24 protein-coding genes are annotated in these 23,230 nt (G+C 33.3%); 11 read left to right on the top strand and 13 right to left on the bottom strand.

What is annotated here, in order from left to right; genetic code table 11:
- Nucleotides 1–148 precede the first annotated feature (148 nt).
- Both AC2D8I_RS09125 and fsa read left to right on the top strand, forming a co-directional pair.
- Nucleotides 149–952: an SDR family oxidoreductase gene (locus tag AC2D8I_RS09125; RefSeq protein WP_484705692.1), complete on the top strand. Its 804-nt coding sequence runs from the start codon at nucleotides 149–151 to the stop codon at nucleotides 950–952.
- A gap of 115 nt (nucleotides 953–1,067) precedes the next feature.
- Entirely contained in the window at nucleotides 1,068–1,721 is a 654-nt protein-coding gene (gene fsa, locus AC2D8I_RS09130) for a fructose-6-phosphate aldolase (RefSeq protein ID WP_484705693.1), read from the top strand.
- Nucleotides 1,722–1,814: 93 nt separating this feature from the next.
- On the opposite strand, the gene fumC is transcribed toward fsa, so the two are convergent.
- Nucleotides 1,815–3,212 (bottom strand): class II fumarate hydratase, encoded by a 1,398-nt coding sequence (gene fumC, locus AC2D8I_RS09135; RefSeq protein ID WP_484705694.1) that lies wholly within the window; start codon nucleotides 3,210–3,212, stop codon nucleotides 1,815–1,817.
- 285 nt (nucleotides 3,213–3,497) lie between these two features.
- Between fumC and AC2D8I_RS09140 the strand changes: the two genes are divergently transcribed.
- Nucleotides 3,498–3,665, top strand: coding sequence for a hypothetical protein (locus AC2D8I_RS09140; RefSeq protein ID WP_484705695.1), 168 nt, complete (start codon nucleotides 3,498–3,500; stop codon nucleotides 3,663–3,665).
- 177 nt (nucleotides 3,666–3,842) lie between these two features.
- Nucleotides 3,843–4,736: a site-specific tyrosine recombinase/integron integrase gene (xerA, locus tag AC2D8I_RS09145; RefSeq protein ID WP_484705696.1), complete on the top strand. Its 894-nt coding sequence runs from the start codon at nucleotides 3,843–3,845 to the stop codon at nucleotides 4,734–4,736.
- A 142-nt stretch (nucleotides 4,737–4,878) separates the two neighbouring features.
- Here xerA and AC2D8I_RS09150 read toward each other — a convergent pair whose 3' ends face one another.
- The 5 genes from AC2D8I_RS09150 to AC2D8I_RS09170 form a co-directional block, all read right to left on the bottom strand.
- On the bottom strand, nucleotides 4,879–6,432 hold the full coding sequence (locus tag AC2D8I_RS09150; RefSeq protein ID WP_484705697.1) for a M28 family peptidase: 1,554 nt from the start codon (nucleotides 6,430–6,432) through the stop codon (nucleotides 4,879–4,881).
- A gap of 172 nt (nucleotides 6,433–6,604) precedes the next feature.
- Nucleotides 6,605–7,639 carry a M28 family peptidase gene (locus AC2D8I_RS09155; protein WP_484705698.1) on the bottom strand — a complete coding sequence of 345 codons (1,035 nt, stop codon included), beginning with the start codon at nucleotides 7,637–7,639 and terminating at the stop codon, nucleotides 6,605–6,607.
- Between the two features lie 40 nt (nucleotides 7,640–7,679).
- On the bottom strand, nucleotides 7,680–8,009 hold the full coding sequence (locus AC2D8I_RS09160; RefSeq protein ID WP_484705699.1) for an FUSC family protein: 330 nt from the start codon (nucleotides 8,007–8,009) through the stop codon (nucleotides 7,680–7,682).
- Between the two features lie 6 nt (nucleotides 8,010–8,015).
- Nucleotides 8,016–8,807, bottom strand: a complete 792-nt coding sequence (locus AC2D8I_RS09165; RefSeq protein WP_484705700.1) for a DUF3108 domain-containing protein — start codon at nucleotides 8,805–8,807, stop codon at nucleotides 8,016–8,018.
- A gap of 197 nt (nucleotides 8,808–9,004) precedes the next feature.
- A complete protein-coding gene (locus AC2D8I_RS09170; RefSeq protein ID WP_484705701.1) occupies nucleotides 9,005–9,796 on the bottom strand; it encodes a hypothetical protein in 792 nt (263 codons plus the stop codon).
- 368 nt (nucleotides 9,797–10,164) lie between these two features.
- On the opposite strand from AC2D8I_RS09170, the gene AC2D8I_RS09175 reads away from it, so the two are divergent.
- Nucleotides 10,165–10,866, top strand: a complete 702-nt coding sequence (locus AC2D8I_RS09175) for a Crp/Fnr family transcriptional regulator (protein WP_484705702.1) — start codon at nucleotides 10,165–10,167, stop codon at nucleotides 10,864–10,866.
- A 6-nt stretch (nucleotides 10,867–10,872) separates the two neighbouring features.
- Here the strand turns inward: AC2D8I_RS09175 and AC2D8I_RS09180 are convergent, their stop codons facing one another.
- From AC2D8I_RS09180 to AC2D8I_RS09210, 7 genes are all read right to left on the bottom strand, one after another.
- A complete protein-coding gene (locus tag AC2D8I_RS09180; RefSeq protein WP_484705703.1) occupies nucleotides 10,873–11,700 on the bottom strand; it encodes a universal stress protein in 828 nt (275 codons plus the stop codon).
- A gap of 716 nt (nucleotides 11,701–12,416) precedes the next feature.
- Nucleotides 12,417–13,649: a sulfate reduction electron transfer complex DsrMKJOP subunit DsrP gene (gene dsrP / locus AC2D8I_RS09185; protein ID WP_484705704.1), complete on the bottom strand. Its 1,233-nt coding sequence runs from the start codon at nucleotides 13,647–13,649 to the stop codon at nucleotides 12,417–12,419.
- Nucleotides 13,650–13,739: 90 nt separating this feature from the next.
- Nucleotides 13,740–14,861, bottom strand: coding sequence for a 4Fe-4S dicluster domain-containing protein (locus tag AC2D8I_RS09190; protein WP_484705705.1), 1,122 nt, complete (start codon nucleotides 14,859–14,861; stop codon nucleotides 13,740–13,742).
- A gap of 10 nt (nucleotides 14,862–14,871) precedes the next feature.
- The gene (locus tag AC2D8I_RS09195) at nucleotides 14,872–15,501 is read right to left on the bottom strand and encodes a cytochrome c3 family protein (protein WP_484705706.1); all 630 of its coding nucleotides are present in this window, start codon (nucleotides 15,499–15,501) and stop codon (nucleotides 14,872–14,874) included.
- Nucleotides 15,491–16,204, bottom strand: a complete 714-nt coding sequence (locus tag AC2D8I_RS09200) for a nitrate reductase cytochrome c-type subunit (protein WP_484705707.1) — start codon at nucleotides 16,202–16,204, stop codon at nucleotides 15,491–15,493. Before AC2D8I_RS09200 ends, AC2D8I_RS09195 begins: the two co-directional genes overlap by 11 nt.
- 3 nt (nucleotides 16,205–16,207) lie before the next feature.
- Nucleotides 16,208–18,535: a molybdopterin-dependent oxidoreductase gene (locus AC2D8I_RS09205; protein ID WP_484705708.1), complete on the bottom strand. Its 2,328-nt coding sequence runs from the start codon at nucleotides 18,533–18,535 to the stop codon at nucleotides 16,208–16,210.
- 7 nt (nucleotides 18,536–18,542) lie between these two features.
- A complete protein-coding gene (locus AC2D8I_RS09210; protein WP_484705709.1) occupies nucleotides 18,543–18,779 on the bottom strand; it encodes a KH domain-containing protein in 237 nt (78 codons plus the stop codon).
- Between the two features lie 233 nt (nucleotides 18,780–19,012).
- Between AC2D8I_RS09210 and AC2D8I_RS09215 the strand changes: the two genes are divergently transcribed.
- From AC2D8I_RS09215 to moeB, 6 genes are read left to right on the top strand one after another with little or no spacing between them, the layout of a single operon-like run.
- Nucleotides 19,013–20,191 (top strand): molybdopterin molybdotransferase MoeA, encoded by a 1,179-nt coding sequence (locus AC2D8I_RS09215; RefSeq protein WP_484705710.1) that lies wholly within the window; start codon nucleotides 19,013–19,015, stop codon nucleotides 20,189–20,191.
- 12 nt (nucleotides 20,192–20,203) lie between these two features.
- Nucleotides 20,204–20,545 carry a winged helix-turn-helix domain-containing protein gene (locus AC2D8I_RS09220; protein WP_484705711.1) on the top strand — a complete coding sequence of 114 codons (342 nt, stop codon included), beginning with the start codon at nucleotides 20,204–20,206 and terminating at the stop codon, nucleotides 20,543–20,545.
- Nucleotides 20,542–21,285 carry a sulfite exporter TauE/SafE family protein gene (locus tag AC2D8I_RS09225; protein WP_484705712.1) on the top strand — a complete coding sequence of 248 codons (744 nt, stop codon included), beginning with the start codon at nucleotides 20,542–20,544 and terminating at the stop codon, nucleotides 21,283–21,285. The genes AC2D8I_RS09220 and AC2D8I_RS09225 overlap by 4 nt, the downstream gene beginning before the upstream one ends.
- The gene (mobA, locus tag AC2D8I_RS09230; protein ID WP_484705713.1) at nucleotides 21,285–21,866 is read left to right on the top strand and encodes a molybdenum cofactor guanylyltransferase; all 582 of its coding nucleotides are present in this window, start codon (nucleotides 21,285–21,287) and stop codon (nucleotides 21,864–21,866) included. The genes AC2D8I_RS09225 and mobA overlap by 1 nt, the downstream gene beginning before the upstream one ends.
- Complete coding sequence (locus AC2D8I_RS09235; protein ID WP_484705714.1) at nucleotides 21,856–22,089, top strand: MoaD/ThiS family protein; 234 nt, start codon at nucleotides 21,856–21,858, stop codon at nucleotides 22,087–22,089. The genes mobA and AC2D8I_RS09235 overlap by 11 nt, the downstream gene beginning before the upstream one ends.
- 23 nt (nucleotides 22,090–22,112) lie before the next feature.
- The gene (gene moeB, locus AC2D8I_RS09240; RefSeq protein ID WP_484705715.1) at nucleotides 22,113–23,180 is read left to right on the top strand and encodes a molybdopterin-synthase adenylyltransferase MoeB; all 1,068 of its coding nucleotides are present in this window, start codon (nucleotides 22,113–22,115) and stop codon (nucleotides 23,178–23,180) included.
- Nucleotides 23,181–23,230 lie beyond the last annotated feature (50 nt).

A 23,230-nucleotide genomic window follows, 5' to 3' on the forward strand; every position in this document is an offset into this window, starting at 1 on the left:
TTATATTTAGATTCTTTTATAATGAGAATCTTTTCAAAAATAGATAAAGATTTGTTGGTTTATAACTAGCAAATCTTTCTTGTTTTATGGCGTTTAAAACAAATGCATTATTAAATTTACACTTTATAATCATTCATTACTTAATTATATGTCTAAAGTTATTTTAATTACAGGCGGATCTTCGGGAATAGGAAAATCCATTGGAACGTTTTTAACAACAAAAGGGTTTAAGGTTTATGGTACAAGTAGAACTCCAGAACGTTATAAAGAGAGTTTATTTCCTATTATAGCTTTAGATGTTAATTCTGTAGCTTCTATTAAAGAGGCTGTAAAAGAAGTGATTACTGCTGAAGGGCAATTGGACATACTTATAAATAATGCAGGTGTAGGAATCACTGGTCCTATTGAAGAAATACCAGCAGAACAGATACAACATAATTTTAACACTAATTTTTTTGGTCCTATTAATGTTATTAAATCTGTTTTACCTCAAATGCGTAAGCAAAAAAGAGGATTGGTTATTAATATAACATCTATCGCTGGATATATGGGATTACCGTATAGAGGGATTTATAGTGCAAGTAAGGGCGCTTTAGAAATTATTACAGAAGCTTTTAGAATGGAACTCAAAGATTTTAATATAAAAATGACCAATATTGCGCCTGGTGATTTTGCAACAAACATAGCTGCGGGGCGTTTTCATGCTCCAATAAAAAAAGATTCCCCTTATGCTAAGCCATACGGAAGTGTATTAAAAGACATCGATGATCATGTTGATAGTGGCAGTGATCCTATTAAAATGGCAGAAATGGTATTGAAAGTTATAAACACAAAGAACCCAAAAATTCATTATAAGGTGGGGGCTTTTATTCAAAAATTCTCGATTGTTCTAAAGTTTATTTTACCAGATAAGATGTATGAAAGGATGTTGCTTAATCATTATAAATTGTAGTTTACAGCATCTTTTTTGATTATGTTTATTTTATTTAATCGCATTTCCTGTTGAAAATAAACAGAAGTTGTAACTTCGCTTTATTAAAATAACACAACTTAAAATTAATTGATAGATGAAATTTTTTATAGATACTGCCAATTTAGGCCAAATTAAAGAAGCACAAGATTTAGGAATCTTAGATGGTGTAACTACGAATCCTTCATTGATGGCGAAAGAAGGAATTACGGGGCACGACAATATTTTAAAACACTATGTAGATATTTGTAATATTGTGGATGGTGATGTGAGTGCAGAGGTTATAGCTACAGATTACGAAGGTATGATACGAGAAGGTGAGGCCTTAGCAGAATTGCATGAACAGATCGTGGTAAAACTGCCAATGATTAAAGATGGGGTAAAAGCGTGTAAGTATTTTAGCGATAAGGGAATTAAAACGAATGTGACTTTAGTCTTTTCTCCAGGGCAAGCGTTATTAGCAGCAAAGGCTGGAGCGACGTATGTTTCACCTTTTATAGGACGTTTGGATGATATTTCTACAGATGGATTAAATCTTATTGCTGAAATTAGACATATTTATGATAATTATGCCTTCCAAACAGAAATTCTAGCAGCATCTGTACGACACACTATGCATGTGATCGATTGTGCTAAGTTAGGAGCAGATGTTATGACTGGTCCTTTAAGTTCTATTGAAGGTTTATTGAAACACCCATTAACCGATATTGGTTTGGCTAAATTTTTAGCAGATTATAAAAAAGGAAATTAAAAGAACTTAATTCTAATAAAAAAAGCTCAATCGTAAGATTGAGCTTTTTTTATTAGAATTATAATAGAAAGGATCTATTGTTTTTTGAAAGGTTTATTTTAAACTTCCCACCATATCTTCAGGTTTTACCCAAGCGTCGTAATCTTCGGCTGTAACATATCCTAAATTAATCGCTTCCGTTTTTAAGGTTGTTCCATTTTTGTGCGCTGTATTAGCAATTTCAGCAGCTTTATAATAACCTATTTTAGTATTTAAAGCGGTAACAAGCATTAATGAATTGTTCAATAATTCTTTAATAACTTCATTATTAGGCTCGATACCAGAAGCACAATTTGTATCAAAACTTCTACAGGCATCTCCTATAAGTTGTGCCGACTGTAAAATATTGGCAGCCATCATAGGTTTAAATACATTAAGTTCGTAATGTCCTTGTGTGCCTCCAATGGTTATAGCAACATCGTTACCCATCACTTGAGCACAAACCATAGTTAAGGCTTCACATTGTGTAGGATTAACTTTTCCAGGCATAATAGAACTTCCAGGTTCATTGGCAGGGATAATGATTTCCCCAATACCAGAACGTGGGCCAGAAGCCATCATTCTAATATCATTGGCTATTTTATTAAGTGATACTGCCAATTGTTTTAATGCACCATGCGTCTCTACGATAGCATCATGTGCAGCTAGAGCTTCAAATTTATTAGGAGCAGTAATAAAGGGTAGTCCTGTAAATTCGGCTATATATTCAGAAACGAGTTTTGAGTACCCTTTTGGTGTATTTAACCCTGTTCCTACAGCTGTTCCTCCTAAAGCAAGTTCACTTAAATGTAGTAATGTGTTTTCTAAGGCTTTAAGTCCGTGGTCTAATTGCGATACATAACCTGAAAATTCTTGTCCCAATGTAAGGGGAGTAGCATCCATTAGGTGTGTACGACCAATTTTTACGACATTTTTAAAATCTTCAGATTTTTTCTTTAAGGTATCTCTTAATTGACGGACACCAGGAATAGTGCTTTCTACAATTTTTTTGTAAGCAGCAATATGCATCCCAGTAGGAAAAGTATCGTTAGAGGACTGTGATTTGTTAACATCATCGTTTGGCTGGATTGTTTTTTCTCCTTCGCCTATTTGGTAACCAGCAATTTGATGTGCTCTATTGGCAATTACCTCGTTAACATTCATATTGCTTTGTGTTCCAGATCCCGTTTGCCATATAACTAATGGAAATTGGTCATCGTGTTTACCGTCTAGAATTTCTTCACAAACCTGTGCAATAAAATCTCTTTTTTCAATAGGTAAAACACCTAATTCACAATTGGTATATGCGGCAGCTTTTTTTAAGTAAGCAAACCCGTAAACCACTTCTAATGGCATAGAAGCTACAGCACCAATTTTAAAATTGTTGCGAGAACGTTCTGTTTGCGCTCCCCAAAGTTTATCAGCAGGGACTTTAACGTCTCCCATTGTGTCTTTTTCTACTCTGTAATCCATTTCGTCTTGATTAATTAAGGCTCCAAATTTACAATTTTTTGAAGTATTTGCTAATGCGTTTGCGGGTTTATTTAGGAATACTTTTTTGGGTTTGAAGTTTAGTTGTCTAAAAAATAGTGGGTTATCTCCTAAGTTTGATATTGTCGTTTTTTCTTTTTAATTAAAAGCAGATACTAAATATTAAAAGGGCTTTATTTAGTACTTAATAATTATTAAGATTGTATTGTATAAAAAAAGAGTTTAACTTATCTTTGTCGAAAGATTTAAAAAAAAGAAACATCAATTATGTTCGAGTTTGACCAATATTTAGGCTTTTTAGCATTTTTAACTATTTTAACCATAGGATTTTGGTTAATGATATTTTTATTAACATTTGTTATTCCTTATTGGATTGGAGGTGCTTTAATTGAACGTTTTAAAGAAATTAAAGAAGAAAGAAAGAAAAAAGCATAAATGATTACTTAGTAACAGTTTATAAGATATATTTAAAAAGAATGCTCATATAGCATTCTTTTTTTGTTTTAATACGTACTTTTTTTATAAAATATAGTCCTTAAATTTAGTTTTGATGGGTTCTGTATAATTAGACTGTGCTAGTTTCTTACTCTTAATTTATAATATATTTGTTTTATGAAATGGGAAAATGCTTTAAAAGACTATGAGTTTTATCTTAAAATAGAACGCGGTTTATCGCAAAACTCTATCGATAATTATAGTTTTGATGTTAAAAAATTAATCCACTATTTGGCCGATAGTACTATTACTCCTATAGCAATTACAAAAGAAGAGTTGCAACAATTTATTTATTCTATTGCCAGTGTTGTAAATGCTAGAACGCAGTCTAGAATAATATCAGGTTTAAAAGGTTTTTTTAATTATTTAGTTTTTGAAGGTTATAGAGACGTTAATCCTATGGATACTATAGAGTCTCCTAAAATTGGTAGAAAACTTCCAGACACTATAAGTGAAGAAGAAATAAATAAACTTATTGAAGCTATAGAATATGGGGCTAAAAAGCAAGGCGAACGCAATCGTGCGATATTAGAATTGTTATATGGCTGTGGTTTAAGAGTTAGTGAATTAATAGGGTTACGGCTGTCTGATCTTTTTTTTAATGAAGGTTTTATAAAAGTAACAGGCAAAGGAGATAAACAACGTTTTGTTCCTATTGTAGATACGACTATAAAATATATTAATATATATAGAAACGAAGTTAGAAATCATAAGAGTATTCCTGAGGAATTTAAAGATACTTTATTTTTAAATAGAAGAGGGAAACAATTAACGCGTGCTATGATTTTTACTGTTATTAAACAGCTTGCAGTTAAAATAAATATAAATAAAACAATTTCACCACATACATTTAGGCATTCATTTGCCACTCATTTGTTAGAGAATGGAGCAGATTTAAGAGCTATTCAATTAATGTTGGGCCACGAAAGTATTACAACGACAGAAATTTATATGCATATTGATAAAAGCCATTTAAGAGATGTTATGCAAAATTGTCATCCTAGAAAGTAACTTATATAATATTAATGAGAAAATAAAAAGCTCAAAAAACAAGATGAATTGTTTTTTGAGCTTTTTTTTATTAATGATTAACCGATCTAATTTATTTTCAGTATTAAAACAAAAGCAGATTAACCTTTTATAATACTAAAAACTATTCTGTAGCAGTCTTATCTACTACAATACGGTTTTCGCGATTAGCAACTTCCCAAGCAGTATAAAATACTAGGCGTGCACGGTTTTCTAATAAATCATATTGAATTTTGTCAGGGGTATCACCAGGCTTGTGGTAATCTTCATGTGTTCCGTTAAAATAGAATATTACGGGAATATTATTTTTTGCAAAATTATAATGATCACTTCTATAGTAAAAACGATTAGGATCGTTATCATCGTTAAAAGTATAATCCAATTCTATATTCATATACTTCGTGTTCATATTTTCTGAGATGTTATGAAGTTCTGTACTTAATTTATCGCTTCCAATAAGGTAAATGTAATTACGATCTCCTTCTTTTCGTTTAGGATCGGTACGTCCAATCATATCTATATTTAAATTAGCTATAGTATTGGCTAATGGGAATATAGGGTCATTGTCTGTATAGTGACGCGATCCTAAAAGGCCTTTTTCTTCTCCTGTAACGTTTAGAAATAATAAAGAACGTTTAGGACCATTGCCATCCTTAGCGGCTTTAGCAAAAGCTTCTGCAATTTCTAATACAGCTACTGTACCAGAACCATCATCATCGGCACCATTATATACTTCTCCATCTTTTATACCTTCATGGTCTAAATGCGCAGAGATTACAATAATCTCGTTTGGTTTTTCAGATCCTTTTATATAAGCGGCAACATTTTCAGAAGCAATTGCTTCTGATTTTTTAGTAAAATCTAAAACAACATCTGTTTTAATGGTTCTTGAAGTGTCATTTGTTTCAATGTCATCCACAAGACTTTTAGCTAAACCTTCTCCCATTAAAAAGTAATACATGTCTCCTTTTTTTCCTGCTAAAGTCATTCTACCACTAGAAGTTCCAAAACGCATTTTTGCCATAGGAAATACTTCTGGGTAATAAAAGAATACAGCGGTAGCGCCTTTGTCTTTAGCAAGATCTCTTTTTTGATTATATTGTTTTCTAAATTCAGACCATTTTGAACTTTCTGTATTCCCAGAGATTACATAAGTACCGTCTGCATTCTTTGGTTCTCCAGATTTTATAATAACGATTTTACCTTTTACATCAATATTCTTGTAGCTAGAATAATCTTTATCTTCGATCCCATAACCAGCATATACGATATCTTTAACATTAAGGATATTTGTTTCGCCAGAAGCAACAGAAACTAAATCATCTGGAGCTTTAAATTCTTTCCCGTTCACAGAAATGTTTATTTCTGGAGCAGAGATAACTTCTAAAGGGACATTTTGAAAGTAATCTCCATCTTTTTTGGCCGCAGGAATACCATATTGGATATAGTGGTCCTTTATAAAGTTTACAGCCATTTTTTGTCCTGGTTTCCCAGTTTCTCTACCTTCAAACTCATCGGAAGCATATTTATACAATGCTGTTTTTAAATCCTCAGATGTAATGGTATTGGCATAAGTGCTAGGATCGATTACCTCCGTAGCTTTTTTAGAACCATTGTTAGAGGAGCCACAAGCAACAAGTAATATTGCTATGGCTAAAACGGATAATGTTTTTCTCATAAATTTAATTTTTAGTTTTTTGATTGTTATTGAAATTTTTAAATTATTATACTACTTTACCTTATGGAGATTTAGCTACCATAAAAGTAAAACGTTATTTGATAATAGGGGTAATGGTAAAAATACAAGAAAATATACTGTTACTTAGCGGTGTTTAACATTTTTTAACAACCTATATTTCATCATTATGAATTAGTTTTTGATCTTGGTTTGCTAGATGCCAAGCCGTAGCAAATATGAGTTTAGTGCGTTTTTCTAAAAGCTTATAGTTAATCTTATCTGCGGTATCTGTAGATTTGTGATAATCTTTATGTTCGCCATTAAAATAGAAAATTACTGGAATGTCTTGTTCTGCAAAGTTATAATGATCGGATCTAAAATAGTAGTGATTAGGATCATCGATTTCATTATAGGTATAATCTAATTCCAGATGATATAGCATATCGTTTGTTTTTTCTGAAATGAAATGCAATTCTTTACTAATACGATCTGCCCCTATAATGTATATGTAATTGGGGTTATTCTTGTGCTTTTTATCTATACGACCAATCATATCTATGGTGAGATTAGCAATTGTATTTTTAAGACTAAAAACAGGGTTTTGCACATAATATTTAGAGCCTTGCAAGCCAATTTCTTCAGCTGTTAAATGTAGGAATAAGATGCTGCGTTTGGGAGGGTGTCCTGCTGCTTTGGCTATTTTAAAAGCTTGTGCTATTTCTAGTATGGCCATTGAGCCAGAACTATTGTCATCTGCACCAAAATAAATGGTTTCATTTTCTACGCCCAAGTGATCGTAATGCCCAGAAATAATAAGGAGTTCCTCTGGTTTTTCAGAGCCTTTTATATAGGCTAATACATTTTCAGAAGCGCCTATGTTCTTTGGAAGAAAAGCGGCAGGAATGGTTTGAAAATAGCTAGAGTCTATAGCTGAAGCTATTTCTTCTTTTTTGTAGTACTCTTTAAGAAAATTGGCCGCCTTTTTTTGACCTTTTTGTCCAGTCATACGCCCTTCAAATTCTGGAGCGGAAAATTTAAGGAGATTATTTTGTAATTCTTTTGCCGTTATTGTTTTCGCATAGTTAGAAATTAATGTACTATCCTTTATTTGTACACTTTTTTCAAGGTTCTTAATTTTTGTACTGTATTTGGTTGTAGCACAAGAACCAACTATGGTAAATATGGATACGATTAAGAAAGATTTCATTTTCTTTAATATAAATGGATATAAAAATAGTGCTGTTTGTTTATTCGGTAATTTCTATATCTTCTAATTCATCTATAGAATCTTCTAAGGAATCTTCATCTCTTTGCTCCAATTGCTCTGTATCCCCAATTTCAGTTGTACTAAAAATGGACTTATATGTCGCTAGTGATAAGGCTAAAATGGTAAGTAAAAAAACAAGCTGAATGGTATGGGTGGACGCATTTTCTTTTTTTCCTTTAAAAAAAGCTAAAAGGCCAAAGCCAAAGGCTATAATTCCAGGTATATATGCGAGGTTGGAAAGCGGGAGTACAGCCAATATAACAGCTATTATTGATGTTATTAATCCTAAAATAACGAATGTTTTTCTCATAAAAGCTTAGTTTTTAAGGCCTGTTGCCGATTTAATTTTTAATTCTCCATTCCCGACAGCAACTTCAAACTTTGCATAGACTGGTATTTTGTTTTCATCTGCAGTAAGCCATATTAAATTGCTATGACTTCCTTTTAAGACATTATTGCTGGTATTTATTTTAAGTTTGTAACACTCCTTTGTTCCTATAGCTGTGGTAATAGTTTCTTTTTTTACATAAGTAAAAGTAAATTGGGTTTCTTTATTATCAAACAATATTGTAAATGTATCACGAGATCCAATAGGGGCTTTTTTTATATCTAAACTTCTTAAATAATATATTGTAGAGACAATATCTCTGGTCCCAGATTTAATCGCTATCGTATTATTTTGATCCCAAAACCCAGATGCAGTATTCTTTGTTTTTTTTCGAATGAGACTCTTTACGCGCTTTGTTTTTTGATTAAAGTTGTATTTAACAAATTTATAGTAACCGCCTTCACTGATGTCTCTCTTATATAAATACGGGGTAACAGTTTTGGGGTTTACATAACTTTCGTATAAATCTCTAACTTTAAAAAAACCATCCCATTTTTTATAGGTCGAAGCAGTACATTTTAAGCGGAGAAGGGTAGAGGTCTTTGTTTTAACTTCACTGGTTTGCATTGTGACTTCCGCAATGTTTGTCATTAAGCCAGACATATTATAAGAGGCTGTGAAACTTAATTTTTCACCAGCCTGAAAGGCGTTGTTTTGAGCACTTAATAATAATGCAGAACAGAATAGTAATATTGAAAATAGCAACTTCATATTTTTCATTTAAGGTTCAAAGATAAAGAATAGATACATTAATTATGCCTAAGTATTTTGTACTACATCGAATTCTTAAAAAAAAAGGATAATCCTTTCTGTATTCATTTTATGTTTAATATAATAAAAACAATGACATTTATGTACAAAAAAACCACCAACAGCTTCCTGTTAGTGGTTTTATTTTATACTTATTTAGTTAAAAATTAACTAAAGTTTATTTTTGTACATGTATTACCGTACACAAAAGACAATACGGCTTGTACAGCTTCATCTGAAGTTTGAGCTTCTCCTATTTTACGAGTCCCTTCCATTACATCTCCATTATCTGCCCATGAAAATGTTTTGTCATTATTACCTCTATTTACAATAGTACGTTTACCATCTTTAATACTTACGCGATACGACTTGTATTCTCTATCGTACTTAACACCTGCAGGATAATAAGTTTCGGCATTAAAGAAAGATTTTCCTTTAGAAAATAAGTAACATACACAGTTTCCTATTTCACTTTCTTCTGAAACTCTTACTGTATTATTATGTGTTATTTTCCATTCTCCTTGAATTTTTGAAGCCACGATATTCATAAGAATAGTACCCTTTTCAGCAACTTTTCCTTCAATTTTAGATTCAAAATTAATAAGCGCAGAAACAGTGCCTGCTCTGTCTTTTTGAGATTCGTAAACGGTATCTCCTAACGACATTGTAAAGTTATAATTTTTGTTTTTGATGTCTTCAGCCAATTGTTCTGCAAATTGACTATAGGTTGTAGATGTTCTTTGCAATACTCCAGTTAATCCAATATAAGCAGTATTATTTTGGTAGCTTTTATCGAATAGCCCCAAGATGTCCTCAGCATCTTCAATAATACCTAATTGATTGGTAGCTTTGATATAGGACTTTAATAATTGTGTTACTGGTTTGTCTTGTGAGAAGCCTGAAATGAATGACAGAAAAGCCATCGACATTACTAATTTAGACATAGTAGGGGTTTTCATAAAGGACGTTTGGGTTTAGTGTTAATATTATAAGATGTTTTAATAAATGATGGCTAATATATGAAAAAGAAAAGTATCTGTGTAAATGCGTTTTAACAAATATTTAAAGGGTATTTTGTTTTAGAGTTAACTCCTTGTAAATAAATGTTTTATTTTTATTTTTTTAAATAGAATAAATAAATATTTAGCTGTGTTTTTATCTATTATTTTATTTTTTTTAGCATTTTTACTTCTCTGAATTTGCATTTTAACCTATAAATCGATCAGTTTATGGGGTTCTTTGAAGCTGTTAAATATGCTTATTGGTATCATAGAATTATTGTATTTGCAATTAGTTCTAGTATATTCGTATCATTATATTTATAAGAATGGATAGATATCGAGACGGGACGTGTGAAAATTGTATTATAAGTGAGTTAAATACACTAAAAGCATTAAGCAAAGCGGAACTTAAGCGATTTTCAGATAGTAAAACGACTAAATCTGTAAAGAAAGGAGAAGCCATCTTTGAAGAGGGTGAAAAGCTTAATGGCGTTTTTTGTGTGCATAGTGGTGTTTCTAAATTATCAAAAATGAGCGATAATGGAAAAGACCAAATCGTAAAAATTGCAATAAAAGGAGAGGTACTTGGGCAACGTTCTGTAATCACTGAAGAAAAAACGAACCTAAAGGCTATAGCTTTAAATGATATGGAGGTTTGTTATATCCCTAAAAATCAATTTGTGGATAGCATAGGGAATAATATAAAATTTGCTAAAGCCATTTTAAAACATATCGCAAATGACTTAAAATTTGCAGAAGATGTTATTGTTAATATGGCTCAAAAAACAGTAAAACAGCGTATTGCAGAGACATTGCAATATCTTGAAAAAAACTTTGGTACCGATCACGAAGGTTATATTGCTATGATTCTTACAAGAGAAGACATTGCAAATATTGTTGGAACAGCTAAAGAAGCTTGCATTCGAACGTTAGCAGATTTTAAAAAAGAAGGTTGGATAAAAACGACTGGTAAACGCATAAAAATAGAAAATGATAAAGCCCTCTACCGTTTGATAGCAGGGCTTTAATTATTTTTAAATCTTAAAAGTAATTACAGGTTGATTGGAGTGGTTCACAATATCTTCACTAATACTTCCTGAAAAGAAATGCGCTAACCCTTTACGGCCGTGTGTTGGGATCCCTATAATACCAGCACTTATTTTTTTAGCATAATTAAATACACCTTGTTCTACAGAAAAATCATTGTAAATAACAATATCTTCAGGAAGGACCTTATATTCCCCTTTTAAGTGTATTATAAACGAAACAATTTGTTGTTCTATTTGAGATGTGTTTTTATAGTTTTCTCCAGGAAGATTCACATATAATAACTTTACTTCAATGTCTAAAACTTTAAATAGTGTCATTGCACTTTTAAAAACGTCAAGACTCTCTAATTTATAATCACAAGCAAATACTGCTTTTGAAATATTAAAGTTGTTATCGTCTTTAATTACAAGTACAGGAACACTTGCTGTTCGTACTACTTTTTCTGTATTTGAGCCTACAAAAACCTCTTGTAAACCACTACTTCCATGGGATCCCATTATAATTAGATCTGCATTATGTTCTTTCGCAACATTATCTAATTCACTAAAAACGGTGTAGTTTTTTACTGTTTGAATAACTGTAATCCCTTTAAGGTAGTCTTTGTCTAAAAATTCTAAGAATCGTTTCTGAGTTAATTTAATCATAAACATACCTTCCATCGAACTGTCTTCTTTGGTTAATGTGGCATCACTTAGCCCCATCATATGTACTGCTATAATTTCAGCATTTTGTTTTTTAGCGATTTTAGCAGCGATTTTTAAAGCGTTTTCAGAATATTTTGAAAAATCTACGGGTACAATAATTTTATTCATAAAGATTGGTTTTTGTCAAAAATACCTGTTATTACGATTAAAAAATATGATATAAATCAGCTGTATGTTTTTTATTATTATGGTAAAGGATTTTAATAAAGGTATTGGTACACCTTTGGTAAATGGAATAACATATTCCACTTGCAGAATTAAAGAGAAGTTACTCGCCTTACAACGATGCTTTTGACAATCCTATCTTTTTTATTGATCCAGATGGAATGACTCCAATAGGAAGTAACGCCCCATCTAAATGGTTGAAAAAAATATATAGATCAGTTAAAAAAGATATTTCTAGAGAATTGGAGATGTTAAAAAAAGAGTTAACGAAGTTAAACCCCCCGATTTAATCGGGGGATAAGTCTAAAAACTTTGCGGCGCGACTAATTCACCCTTATCGGTTGGGTTGTTATCCACAATTATTGAGTTTATAAACAAAGAAAATAAAAAGAAGCAAAAACAAAAGAAAATCAATCATTTACATCATTATTAACTTTGATAAATAATCTCTATGTGAACCACTATGCTAAACTAAGGGCTGGCGCAAGTTTGTAACTTGTGCCTACACAAGAGTAAGCCTTCTCCGTTCCCTAGCATGGCTACTGTTAGCTTTTCTAACTAGTGCGATAGGTGTATTAAAGTTTATAGCGCTTTTCGATATAGCATAAAAAAGGGGGCAATTTTACTTCACTTCATTATTTAAGGAGTGAATAGACAAACTATGAAGTAGGTGTTTTTTTATTAAACCGTAATGCGCCTGTTTCAATACCTATAGCTGTTTTCGCTAATATTGTAAAAATAAATGCGCCTAATGCCCAAATTCCTAAGGTGACACCTATTTCTATATTAGTAGGAAGGTATTCAACAATTTTTCCATAAGGGCCAGGTATAAAACCGGGAACAATTAAACCAAATCCTTTTTCAATCCATATTGCTACAAAAAGCATAAAACAGCAAAAATATAGGATTTTTAAGTTGTTTCTTAGTTTGCCAAATGTAAGCATAATAGTCGCAATTACATTAAGTGGAATGGCTGTCCATATCCAAGGTAGTAATGCCTCTTTTCCATGCAGTCCAAAGAATAAGTAGTAGGCACTTTCACTATGGTGTGTAGGCGCATAAAATTCTTTAAAAAGCTCTGAAACGAGCATAATTAAGTTAATTTGTGCAGCTACAGTTACAATTAGTGCAATTTTTTTAATGGTTTTATCAGGTATTTTAAAAGCAGTAAAGGATCTAATAATAGCCAATACTAAAATAATTAAAGCAGGCCCGGCAGCAAAAGCAGAGGCAAGAAAGCGAGGTCCCAATAAAGCATTGTTCCAAAAAGGTCGTGCCTGTAGGCCTTGGTAAAGAAAAGCCGTAACTAGGTGAATTCCTACGGCCCAAAATACAGAAAGTACTGCGCCGGGAACATATATTTTTTTTCTGGCTTCTTTACCTTGATAATGTCTAAAAAGGATGTAAAAAGGAATACTTATATTAATAAATAAGTAACCATTTAATACAATAACATCCCAGGTAAGCATTGAATTTGGAAAATTAAAAATCCCTATTCCAGGTAGCATATGCCAAAGTACTGAAGGCCCGCCCATATCTGCTACAACAAAGGCTAAGCACATAATTAAGGCCGCTACAGCAAGCCCCTCTCCAATAAGAACAGCTTGTTTAAAATCGATATCTTTTAAAACATAAGTGGGCATTACTAACATAACAGCAGCGGCAGCCACACCAACTAAAAAGGTGAAATTAGAAATGTAAAGGCCCCAACTTACACGGTCTGACATTCCTGTAACACTAAGTCCTTCTTCTAATTGAATGGAATAGCAATACATTCCTATAAGCATTACTAGAGTTAAAAAACCCATCCAAAGGTGATATTTTTTGGAGCCTTTTGTTATGGTATCCAAACTATCAATGACCAAACTTCTTAATACTTTAAATTGTTTCATTCTATGTCTTTTTAAATCAATACTAGGGCGCTATTTAAAACGCTTCATAAATATGACTTATATGTTTTCTATTAAAATGTATTTCTTTTCTTAATCCATAAAATACCAGAACTTTGGTTCTGTTCCTAAATCTTCTTTAAGCCTAAAAACTTTTTTGTTTTCTAGAACCCATCTAATCGTACTGTTAGGATCTAGGAGGTTACCAAAAATCCTTGCACCAGTAGGGCAGGCTTCCACGCAAGCAGGGTTCTTGCCTTTTCTTGAGCGTTGCACACAAAAAGTACATTTTTCCATGACGCCTTTTTTACGCATTCTGTTACCTAGGTAATGCTGGTTTTTATTGACTTCTTTTTCAGGAACTTCAGGTTTACTCCAATTAAATCGTCTCCCGTCATAAGGGCAGGCGGCCATACAATAACGGCATCCCACACACCAATCATAATCTATAACAACAAGTCCATCATCTTCTCTCCATGTGGCTTGTACGGGGCAGACTTCAACACAAGGGGGATTATCACAATGGAAACATTGGGTTCCCATATAAAAATGACCTTCTGCGGGAACTTCATGATAGTAATTATCATCTGCGCTGTCAAATTTAAGCCCTTTGCCATCTTTCATTTCGTGAATGCGAATATATTGCATTTGCGAGTTCCTATCTTGATTATTTTCTTCTACACAGGCACTTACGCAATTCATATAACCTTGACACTTCGAAATATTAAACGCATAGCCAAAAAGGACGTCTTCTTTTGCATTTTCAGAAGTCATACTAATATTTTTACCTGTTCTTAATTCATAAGAGCGCATCAGTCTATTAACAGTATTCTTTTTTTCAGTATTGGTCATAAGTTTATAGTTCCCTTTAAACTGTTCTTCCCAATCAATTTGCGCTTTTTCTTTTGTCTCGTCTCCTGATGTAACACTACAAGAAGCGCTAATTGCTCCAGCACCAATGAGTAAACTGGCAGTTAGCTTTTTAAAAGCTGTTCTTCTGTCCATTTTGACATCAAAAACTTGTTCAAAACCATCTTTTTGACGTTCTTCTCCAATGGAGGCGCTTAGGGCTGCTTCATAAAACTCATCGGCATTTAATTCTTCTTTATTACTGTTGCAGTCGCCTTGAGGTTTACCACATCCACAAGAATGAGTTGTTTCTTTTGTTTTGTTAAAACCTAAGTCTAGAGAATACCATTTTTTATTATTGCTCATACCTTTTCTTTTAATGATCTAAATTGTCTTTACGGTCTATAACTTTTTGAGTATTAAATTGTACAGGCCACCTCTTACTAAAACCTGGGCTGTGTGGGTTATGGCAGTTTACACAAGTCATTGATGCTCTTGGAGGGCCCCATCCAGCAACTTTTTTTCCATGTGCGCCTCCTTTCCAATCTTTAAATTGGTTAGAATGACACTGAGCACATACTTTATGACTAAGGTTTAAATCGATACTTTGATCTGTTAGTGTGTTTAGGGTATTCATGTTTTTCCCGTTATGGCAGGTTATGCAGTTCATTACTTCACTGTTAGCGTGATTTAATTTGATATCCCAATGCGCTTTTTGTGCATTAGGATTTTGCATTTGTGAGATGGGTTTACTATGACATTCAATACAGGCATAGGATTTGATTTGACCTTTACGTTCTGGTATTAAGAAAGTATGCTCTCCTTCGGTTATTTGAATTAAATCAACTTCCAAGAGTAATTCTTCAGATGAGATATCGCCATGATAAGGTTTGCTTTCAGACTCTATTTTATCGAAAACATTATGATATTCTCCCTCTTTTTTACAGGCGTAAAAAAGCGTTAGTATAAGTAGCCCAATCCAATGTATTTTAGTTTTATTCTTCATTTGTTTGTGTAGATTGTCTAGAGAAGATACTGGTCTTCACCGTTGGTTGCTCTAATGTTTTTGGTAGGTGGCATTGTCTACAATTAATCCGTTCTGGGTGTGATACTCTAATTTCTTTTGGTGCACTAGGTCCAGCATGGCATGAAATACAGTTTTCTCTCATTTGTAATTGATGTGGGATCATAGGCGGCCCATTAAGTAATGCGTTGTTTTTGCCCTTGCCAACAGCTGGTGGTTTAGGTTTTGCATAGGCAAATGCCTTAAATGTTGAAGGGGTGTTTTTAGTGACGTGGCATTGACGGCAATTTACCATTTCAGGATGTGGTGTCACAGGAGCATATGCTTTAAATTTTTCTACAAAACCTCCATTTTGATGACATTGTAAACAAGTGTTTCCTCCTAAACTAAGTTCTTGAGTAACTGGATGTGGGATGCTTGGTGGAGCACCTAGGTAGGCTCTATTGTTATAATACGTTTTAAGAGAACGTTGATGCGCTTCGTCTACAGGCATATTTGAATAATCTAATACAAAGTCAGAGCGTTTAAAAACACCACTTTCAGAAGGCATAACATTTCCTGTAGGGGTTTCTATAATAGGTGTATAAGCTTCTTCTAACCCTTTTTGGTAACTATAATTCCAAAGGGTTATGAAAGTTATAAAGATGATAACGAAAAATGATATAATTACAAGTCTCTTTTTCATAGTCTATACCTTTTCTACTTTAACAGCACATTTTTTATAATCTGGTTCTTTTGAGATCGGACAAAAGGCATCTAGAGTGACATCATTAATTAGCATGTTTTCATCAAAAAAAGGAACAAATACTTGCCCTTTGGTAGGGAGTCCTCGCTCATTTATAGAGGCTGGTAAAACACAGGAACCTCTGCGTGAGCTTACTTTTATATTTTCGCCATTTCTAATGCCTAGTGATTTAGCATCTTCTGGATGAAATTCTATATAAGCATTAGGCATGGCTTGATGTAAAACAGGAATTCTACGTGTCATTGATCCGGTATGCCAATGCTCTATAACGCGACCTGTATTTAACCAGAAGGGGTATTCCTGATCTGGTTTTTCTGGTGCGTCTTCAAAAGGACGTTGCCATATCACTGCTTTTCCATCGGGCTTTCCATAAAAATGAAAAGCTTCTCCGTTGGAACAAGCAGGGTCGTATTTAGCATTAAATCGCCATTGTGTAGATTTACCATTTACATAAGGCCAAATGGCTCCAGATTCTTTTTTTAATACTTCTAAGGGCGCCATACCGTGTTTAGCACCTTCATGAAATTGTCGATATTCATTATAAATTTCTTCGACATGATTTTCCTTGCTATATGGAAATAAATCACCATAACCCATGCGTTTAGCAACCTCTATAAATAACCAAGCATCGGCAGTTGTTTCTCCAGGCCCATCAACCATTTTATTCCAATGTTGGGTTCTACGTTCTGAGTTTCCGTACAACCCATCTTTTTCAATATGCCAAGCTGCAGGAAGGATAACATCGGCAACGTCTGATGTGGGGGTAGGAAAAACATCAGAAACAACCACAAAGCAAGATTTTTTTTCCATAGCAGGGCGGTAACGTCCTGTTTTAGGTAAGGAAACCAAGGGATTTGTTGCTTGAGTCCATATAAATTTAATCTCACCTCGATCTACAGCTCTAAACATTTCTGTAGCATGGTAGGTTGGTTTAGAAGGGATACGCTCATAAGGCACTTTCCAAATTTTAGCCGCTAGTGCTCTGTCTTTTTTATTAGCAACAACTCCATGAGGTAATTTATGGGTAAAAGTACCCACTTCACGAGCTGTACCACAAGCCGAGGGTTGCCCTGTTAATGAAAAAGGCCCATTTCCTGGCTGCGAGATTTTACCTGTAAGCAAATGAATATTATACACAAGGTTATTCATCCAAGTTCCTCTCGTATGCTGATTCACTCCCATACACCAATAGGAAACCACCTTTTTATTAGGGTCTCCATAAATCGATGCTAAATATTTAATATCCTTAACAGAGACTTTGGAATATTTAGCGACTTTTTCGGGACTATAATCTTTTAGAAATTCTTTATAGGCTTCGAAATCTATTTTCTCAGGTTTATCAGTAAAACTATATTTATCTTTTAAGCCATAGCCCATATTGGTAAGGCCTTTGCTAAAATTACAATGCTTCTCTACAAAAGCAGTATTCACCCATTTGTTTTTTATGATTTCATAACAAATAGCATTGGCTACAGCTAAGTCTGTTTGTGGCTCAAAGAGTATAGATCTATCAGAAGCAGTACTAGAACGTGTTGTTCTTGTTGCAAAATCAATAATTTTAGCACCTCGTCTTGCTTTTTGTTCTAGCATTCTTGAAAATAATACAGGATGCATTTCAGCCATATTATTACCCCAAGTCACAAAATAATCGGCATGGTCTATATCTTCATAGCAGCCCATAGGTTCATCGGCTCCAAAAGTTGTTAGAAATCCTGTCACGGCACTCGCCATGCAAAGACGTGCATTACAGTCTAAATTATTGGTCCCAATGGCGCCTTTCATAAATTTTGAAGCAACATAACCTTCAGGAATGGTAGATTGACCAGAGGTATACATTGCAACAGAATCTTTACCATGTTTTGAAATGGTCTCTTTCATTTTATTAGCTACAATATCCAAGGCTTTATTAAGAGGGGTTTTTACATAGCGTCCATCTTTTTTAACCAAAGCATGTGTTAATCTATCTTTAGCTTGTATACACATAATTTGATGATACCCTTTTACACACAGTAGCCCTTTATTTACTGAGGAGTTTGGGTCTCCTTTTACAGCAACTGCTTTTCCATTTTCTGTTCCCACTAGTATGCCACATCCTACACCACAAAATCTACAAGGCCCTTTTTTCCAATCTAAATTAGCGTCTTTAGGAATGCCTTTTTCTTGTTCGTTAGCAAACAAAATACCTGGAAACATAGTTGCTGCTGCTGTTATTGCAGAGAGCATTGCCATTTTTTTTATAAAACTCCTTCTATTTGTTACAGATTTATACATAGTCATGTTAATTTTGTGGTGTATTGAAACCAGAGACCAAAGACAATAGTTTAAGACTTTCTATAGCTTCTATTTTTTCTTTTAAAATGGTTTCTTCCTTTTCGTTTTTAGTATCCGTTACCAAAGCTAGGACGTCTTGGTTTTCTGCAGGGATAACCTCACATTGTTCTAAACGTCTTAAAGTATTTATTAATTCTTCTTTTTTTCCTAAAACAGGATGAGCTAGATAACTTTTTATTGGCATTTCTATTAGTTTATAGGTTTTATATTATTCCAAATAAGGGTATTGCAACCAAATACCTTTCAAATGTCGTTTAATTATAAATGAAAAAGAGTGACAAAAGTCATCTTTAACTATAAAATAAATGCGCTATATTTGTAAGGGTATAACGCTTTGATTATTACTGAGATATGTATAAATATACAAAAAAATGTATTTGTATACGATGCGTTTATGAATTTAGAAATTTAAAATAGATGATAGGTACGAATAAGGCTCAAGACTTAGTTTTAATGCATAGTTCAATTATTTTAAAAACAATGGATGTAAATCTTAACAATGCTTTGAATTGTGTTTTGGCTAAAGACGCGATTTCAAAAATCGATATGCCTCCATTTAGGCAATCTGCTATGGATGGATATGCATTGAATATATGGGGTGAGTCAACTTATAATTTAATAGGCGAAGTTCAAGCAGGAACCAGTGTTAATCCTAATATGAAAAAAGGAGATGCGGTGAGAATTTTTACTGGTGCTCCTGTCCCTAATGCTGCAAATACTGTTGTAATGCAAGAGCAAGTAGTTGTTAAAGGGAAACAAATAGAAATAGAAGGAGCTTTAAAACCTCTTATGAATATTAGGCCTAAAGGGGAACAAATAAAAAAAAGACAAGTTGCATTGCCTAAAGGAACCACTATTAAAGGAGCACATATTGGGTTTTTAGCGAGTCTAGGCGTAACAACAGTTACTGTTAGAGAGAAGCCTTCGATTGCTATTGTAGTAACGGGTAATGAGTTAATATCACCTGGTACGCCTTTGTCTTATGGTGAAATATACGAATCTAATGGGGCAATGCTAACAGCTGTATTGAATACGTTAGGATATTTAAAGACTTCTATACTAAAAGTAGTCGATGATTATAATTGTACTAAGGATATATTAACAGAAGCCATAAAAAAATATGATGTAGTTATTGCTACAGGTGGAATTTCTGTAGGGGATTATGATTTTGTAGGAAAAGCTTTAAATAATATTGGGGTAACAGAAATTTTTTATAAAGTGAAACAAAAACCAGGGAAACCCTTATTTTTTGGTAAAAAGAACAATACCTCTATTTTTGGATTGCCAGGAAACCCTGCAGCCGCGTTGAGTTGCTTTTACATATATGTGTATCCGCTTTTAAAAAAGCGGGAAGGGGCTTTAAAAACGCACTTTCCAGATGTTTTAATGCCTTTGTTAACGGATTATAAGGTTAAAGGAAATCGGGCACAGTTTTTAAAAGCAAGAATAGAAGGTGATGGCGTAAAAATTTTAAATGGACAGAGTTCTGCAATGCTAAGGGCTTTTGGAGAAGCTAATGCATTAGTTGCTTTGCCAGAAAATTCTAATACACTACATAAAGGGCAAAAAGTAAAAACCATATTATTATCTGTTTAAGTAACTTTAATAATGAATCAATATAAAATTAAGAGCAGAATTTGGATAGAAGCTGGAGATAATGTGCTGTTAGGAGAAGGGCGTGTACAATTACTAAAAGCAATTGAAAACCAAGGATCCTTATCTAAAGCAGCAAAGTCTATTGGGATGTCTTATAAAAAAGCGTGGCGATTAGTAGATTCTGTAAATAGATCGGCAAAAGAAACAGTGGTTACAAAAACAGTAGGTGGCCAGAAAGGGGGAGGCGCTATCATCACGCCTTACGGGAAGATATTAATGAATGCTTTTGAAACTATTAATAAAAACTGTTGGGAATTTTTAAATCAAGAACTCAAAGCATTAGATAATATATGATTTCAAGTGTACCATATTTTTGGGTTTTTCTGTGCATTCTTCCAGTTATTGCATTTTTATATGCAGGTGTCGGTCATGGTGGTGCAAGTGGATATTTGGCATTAATGTCTTTATTTTCTTTGGCTCCAGAAACAATGAAGCCTACAGCTTTACTTTTAAATCTGTTTGTATCAGGGGTTTCATTTTACTATTATTATATGGGCGGTTTTTTTAAAAAAGAGCTCTTTATTTATTTTGCAATAACATCTATACCACTGGCCTATATTGGAGGTACACTAACGATTAATGTTAGAATATACAAAATCATCCTTGGAGTGTTATTAATATTCGCAATGCTTAAAATGTTAAATGTTTTTGGAAAGGAAACTCAGGTTATACAACAGGTTAAAATTAAGCATGCTTTATTGATTGGCGGTATAATAGGTTTTTTTTCAGGTTTAATAGGGATTGGAGGAGGTATTATTTTAAGTCCCGTAATTCTTTTATTGCATTGGGGAAAAATGAAAGAAGCCGCAGCAGTATCGGCATTATTTATTTGGGTAAACTCAGCAGCAGGATTGACAGGGCAATTTAGTAAAGGGCTTGTTTTAAATAACGACTCTTTTTTAATGGTTGGGCTAGCTGTAATAGGCGGACTTATAGGGAGTTATTGTGGTAGTAAAAAAATGTCAAATAAAGGTGTAAGCTATATGCTAACAATTGTCTTGTTTGCAGCCTCTATAAAATTAATTTTACTGTAATGAGACATAAGACCGATATCACAGGGATTATACTTTCTGGCGGGAAAAGTTCCCGAATGGGAACAGATAAAGGTTTTGTTATCTGGAAAAGAAAACCATTTATACAATATGGTATAGATGCTTTGAAACCTTTTGTAAAGGAAATAATAATAGTGAGTAATCGCAAAGAGTACGCATCCTTTGGTTATAAACTTATAGAGGACCGTATTCCAAATGCTGGTCCATTAGCTGGTGTATATAGTGGGTTGCGAGAAAGTAAAACGACTTTAAATATAGTGTTGAGTTGCGATGTCCCTTTAATTACTGTAGGAGTGGTAAAAGCCTTAATAGCATCTTATGAAGAAGGAATTCCAGCAGTTGTTTATAAAGTGGGAGAACAGGTAATGCCATTGGTTGGTTTATATGATAAAGATTGTTTTAGAAAATGCGAAATACTCTTAAAGCAGGGAGAACGAAGAATGATGTGTTTATTAGAAAATTTGAAAGATATAAAGTATATAGACTTAAATGAAGAACAACGCGGAAGTGTTAAGAATATTAATACACCACAAGATTTAAAAGACATAAAAGATGGAAGTTAAAATAAAATACTTTGGTATGTTAGCAGAAGTTACGGGCTGTGATTCTGAAGCATTAGTCGTAACAACCAAAAGTATAGCAGGATTAAAAGCATTGTTATTACAAAAATATCCAGGCTTTTTAGATAAAGATTTTAGAATCGCCCAAAATGAAGCACTGGTTTTAAAATCGGAGCGTTTAACAGGGGCCGAAATTGCAATATTACCGCCATTTGCAGGAGGGTGATTAATATAAAAAAGAATACAGATTTGAGTAGGTACAGTAGACATATTAGTTTAAAAGAAATAGGCCTTTCTGGGCAACAAAAAATTAATGCAGCAAAAGTATTGGTTGTAGGCGCAGGTGGGCTAGGGTGTCCTGTGTTACAATATTTAGCAGCAGCAGGTATTGGAACCATTGGGATTGTAGACTTCGATATAGTAGATGAATCCAACTTACAACGACAAGTTCTTTTTGGAACCTCATCGATTGGAAAAAATAAAGCAGAAGTTGCAAAAAAGGTATTATGGGATCTTAATCCAACAATTACCGTTAAAGCTTATCCCGAAAAGCTAAGTCCAGAAAATATCACGACTATTTTTAAGTCGTATACTATCGTGGTAGATGCTACAGATAATTTTGCTTCACGTTATTTAATTAATGATGCTGCTGTAGTAATGGAAAAGCCTTTAGTATATGGTGCCATATATAAGTTTGAAGGGCAAGTATCCGTTTTTAATTATAAAAACGGACCTAGTTACCGTTGTTTATTTCCAAACCCACCAGAAAAAGGAACAATGCCCAATTGTTCCGAAGTAGGTGTTTTGGGTGTATTACCTGGTATTATAGGAACATTACAAGCGAATGAAGTTCTTAAGCTTATTTTAGGTATTGGGGAGACACTTTCAGGGGTATTATATTGTTTTAATGCGCTTACTAATACAGCAAACACCATTAAATTAATACGTAATGAAGCAGAGGTAACTAAAATAAAAACACGACATCAAAATTTTGAAGTTTTGGAAGAATCCTTTTTTTGTTCTGTAGAAATAACTGAAGAAACTATAGAGGCTATTACTGGAGAAGATGTTCAATATATAGATGTGAGAACGTTAGAAGAACAACCACGCGTAGATTTGAAAGCAGTACTAGAAATTCCATTGCAGGATTTAACAAATCAATTAGAAAAGATTTCAAAAGAGAAGAAAGTCATTGTTTTTTGTAAATCAGGAATACGTAGTAAGCAAGCAGTTGCTATTTTAAAGGAATATGGAATTTCAAATTGCTATAGTTTAAAAGGTGGGGTTTCTGCTTTTATGAAAGAATACAATGTATGAGTTCATAAAATAACAGGAGTAAATCTAAAGTAGCAAGTATTATAAAAGAA

The sequence above is a fragment of the Lacinutrix sp. YIN62 genome, assembly GCF_057219185.1.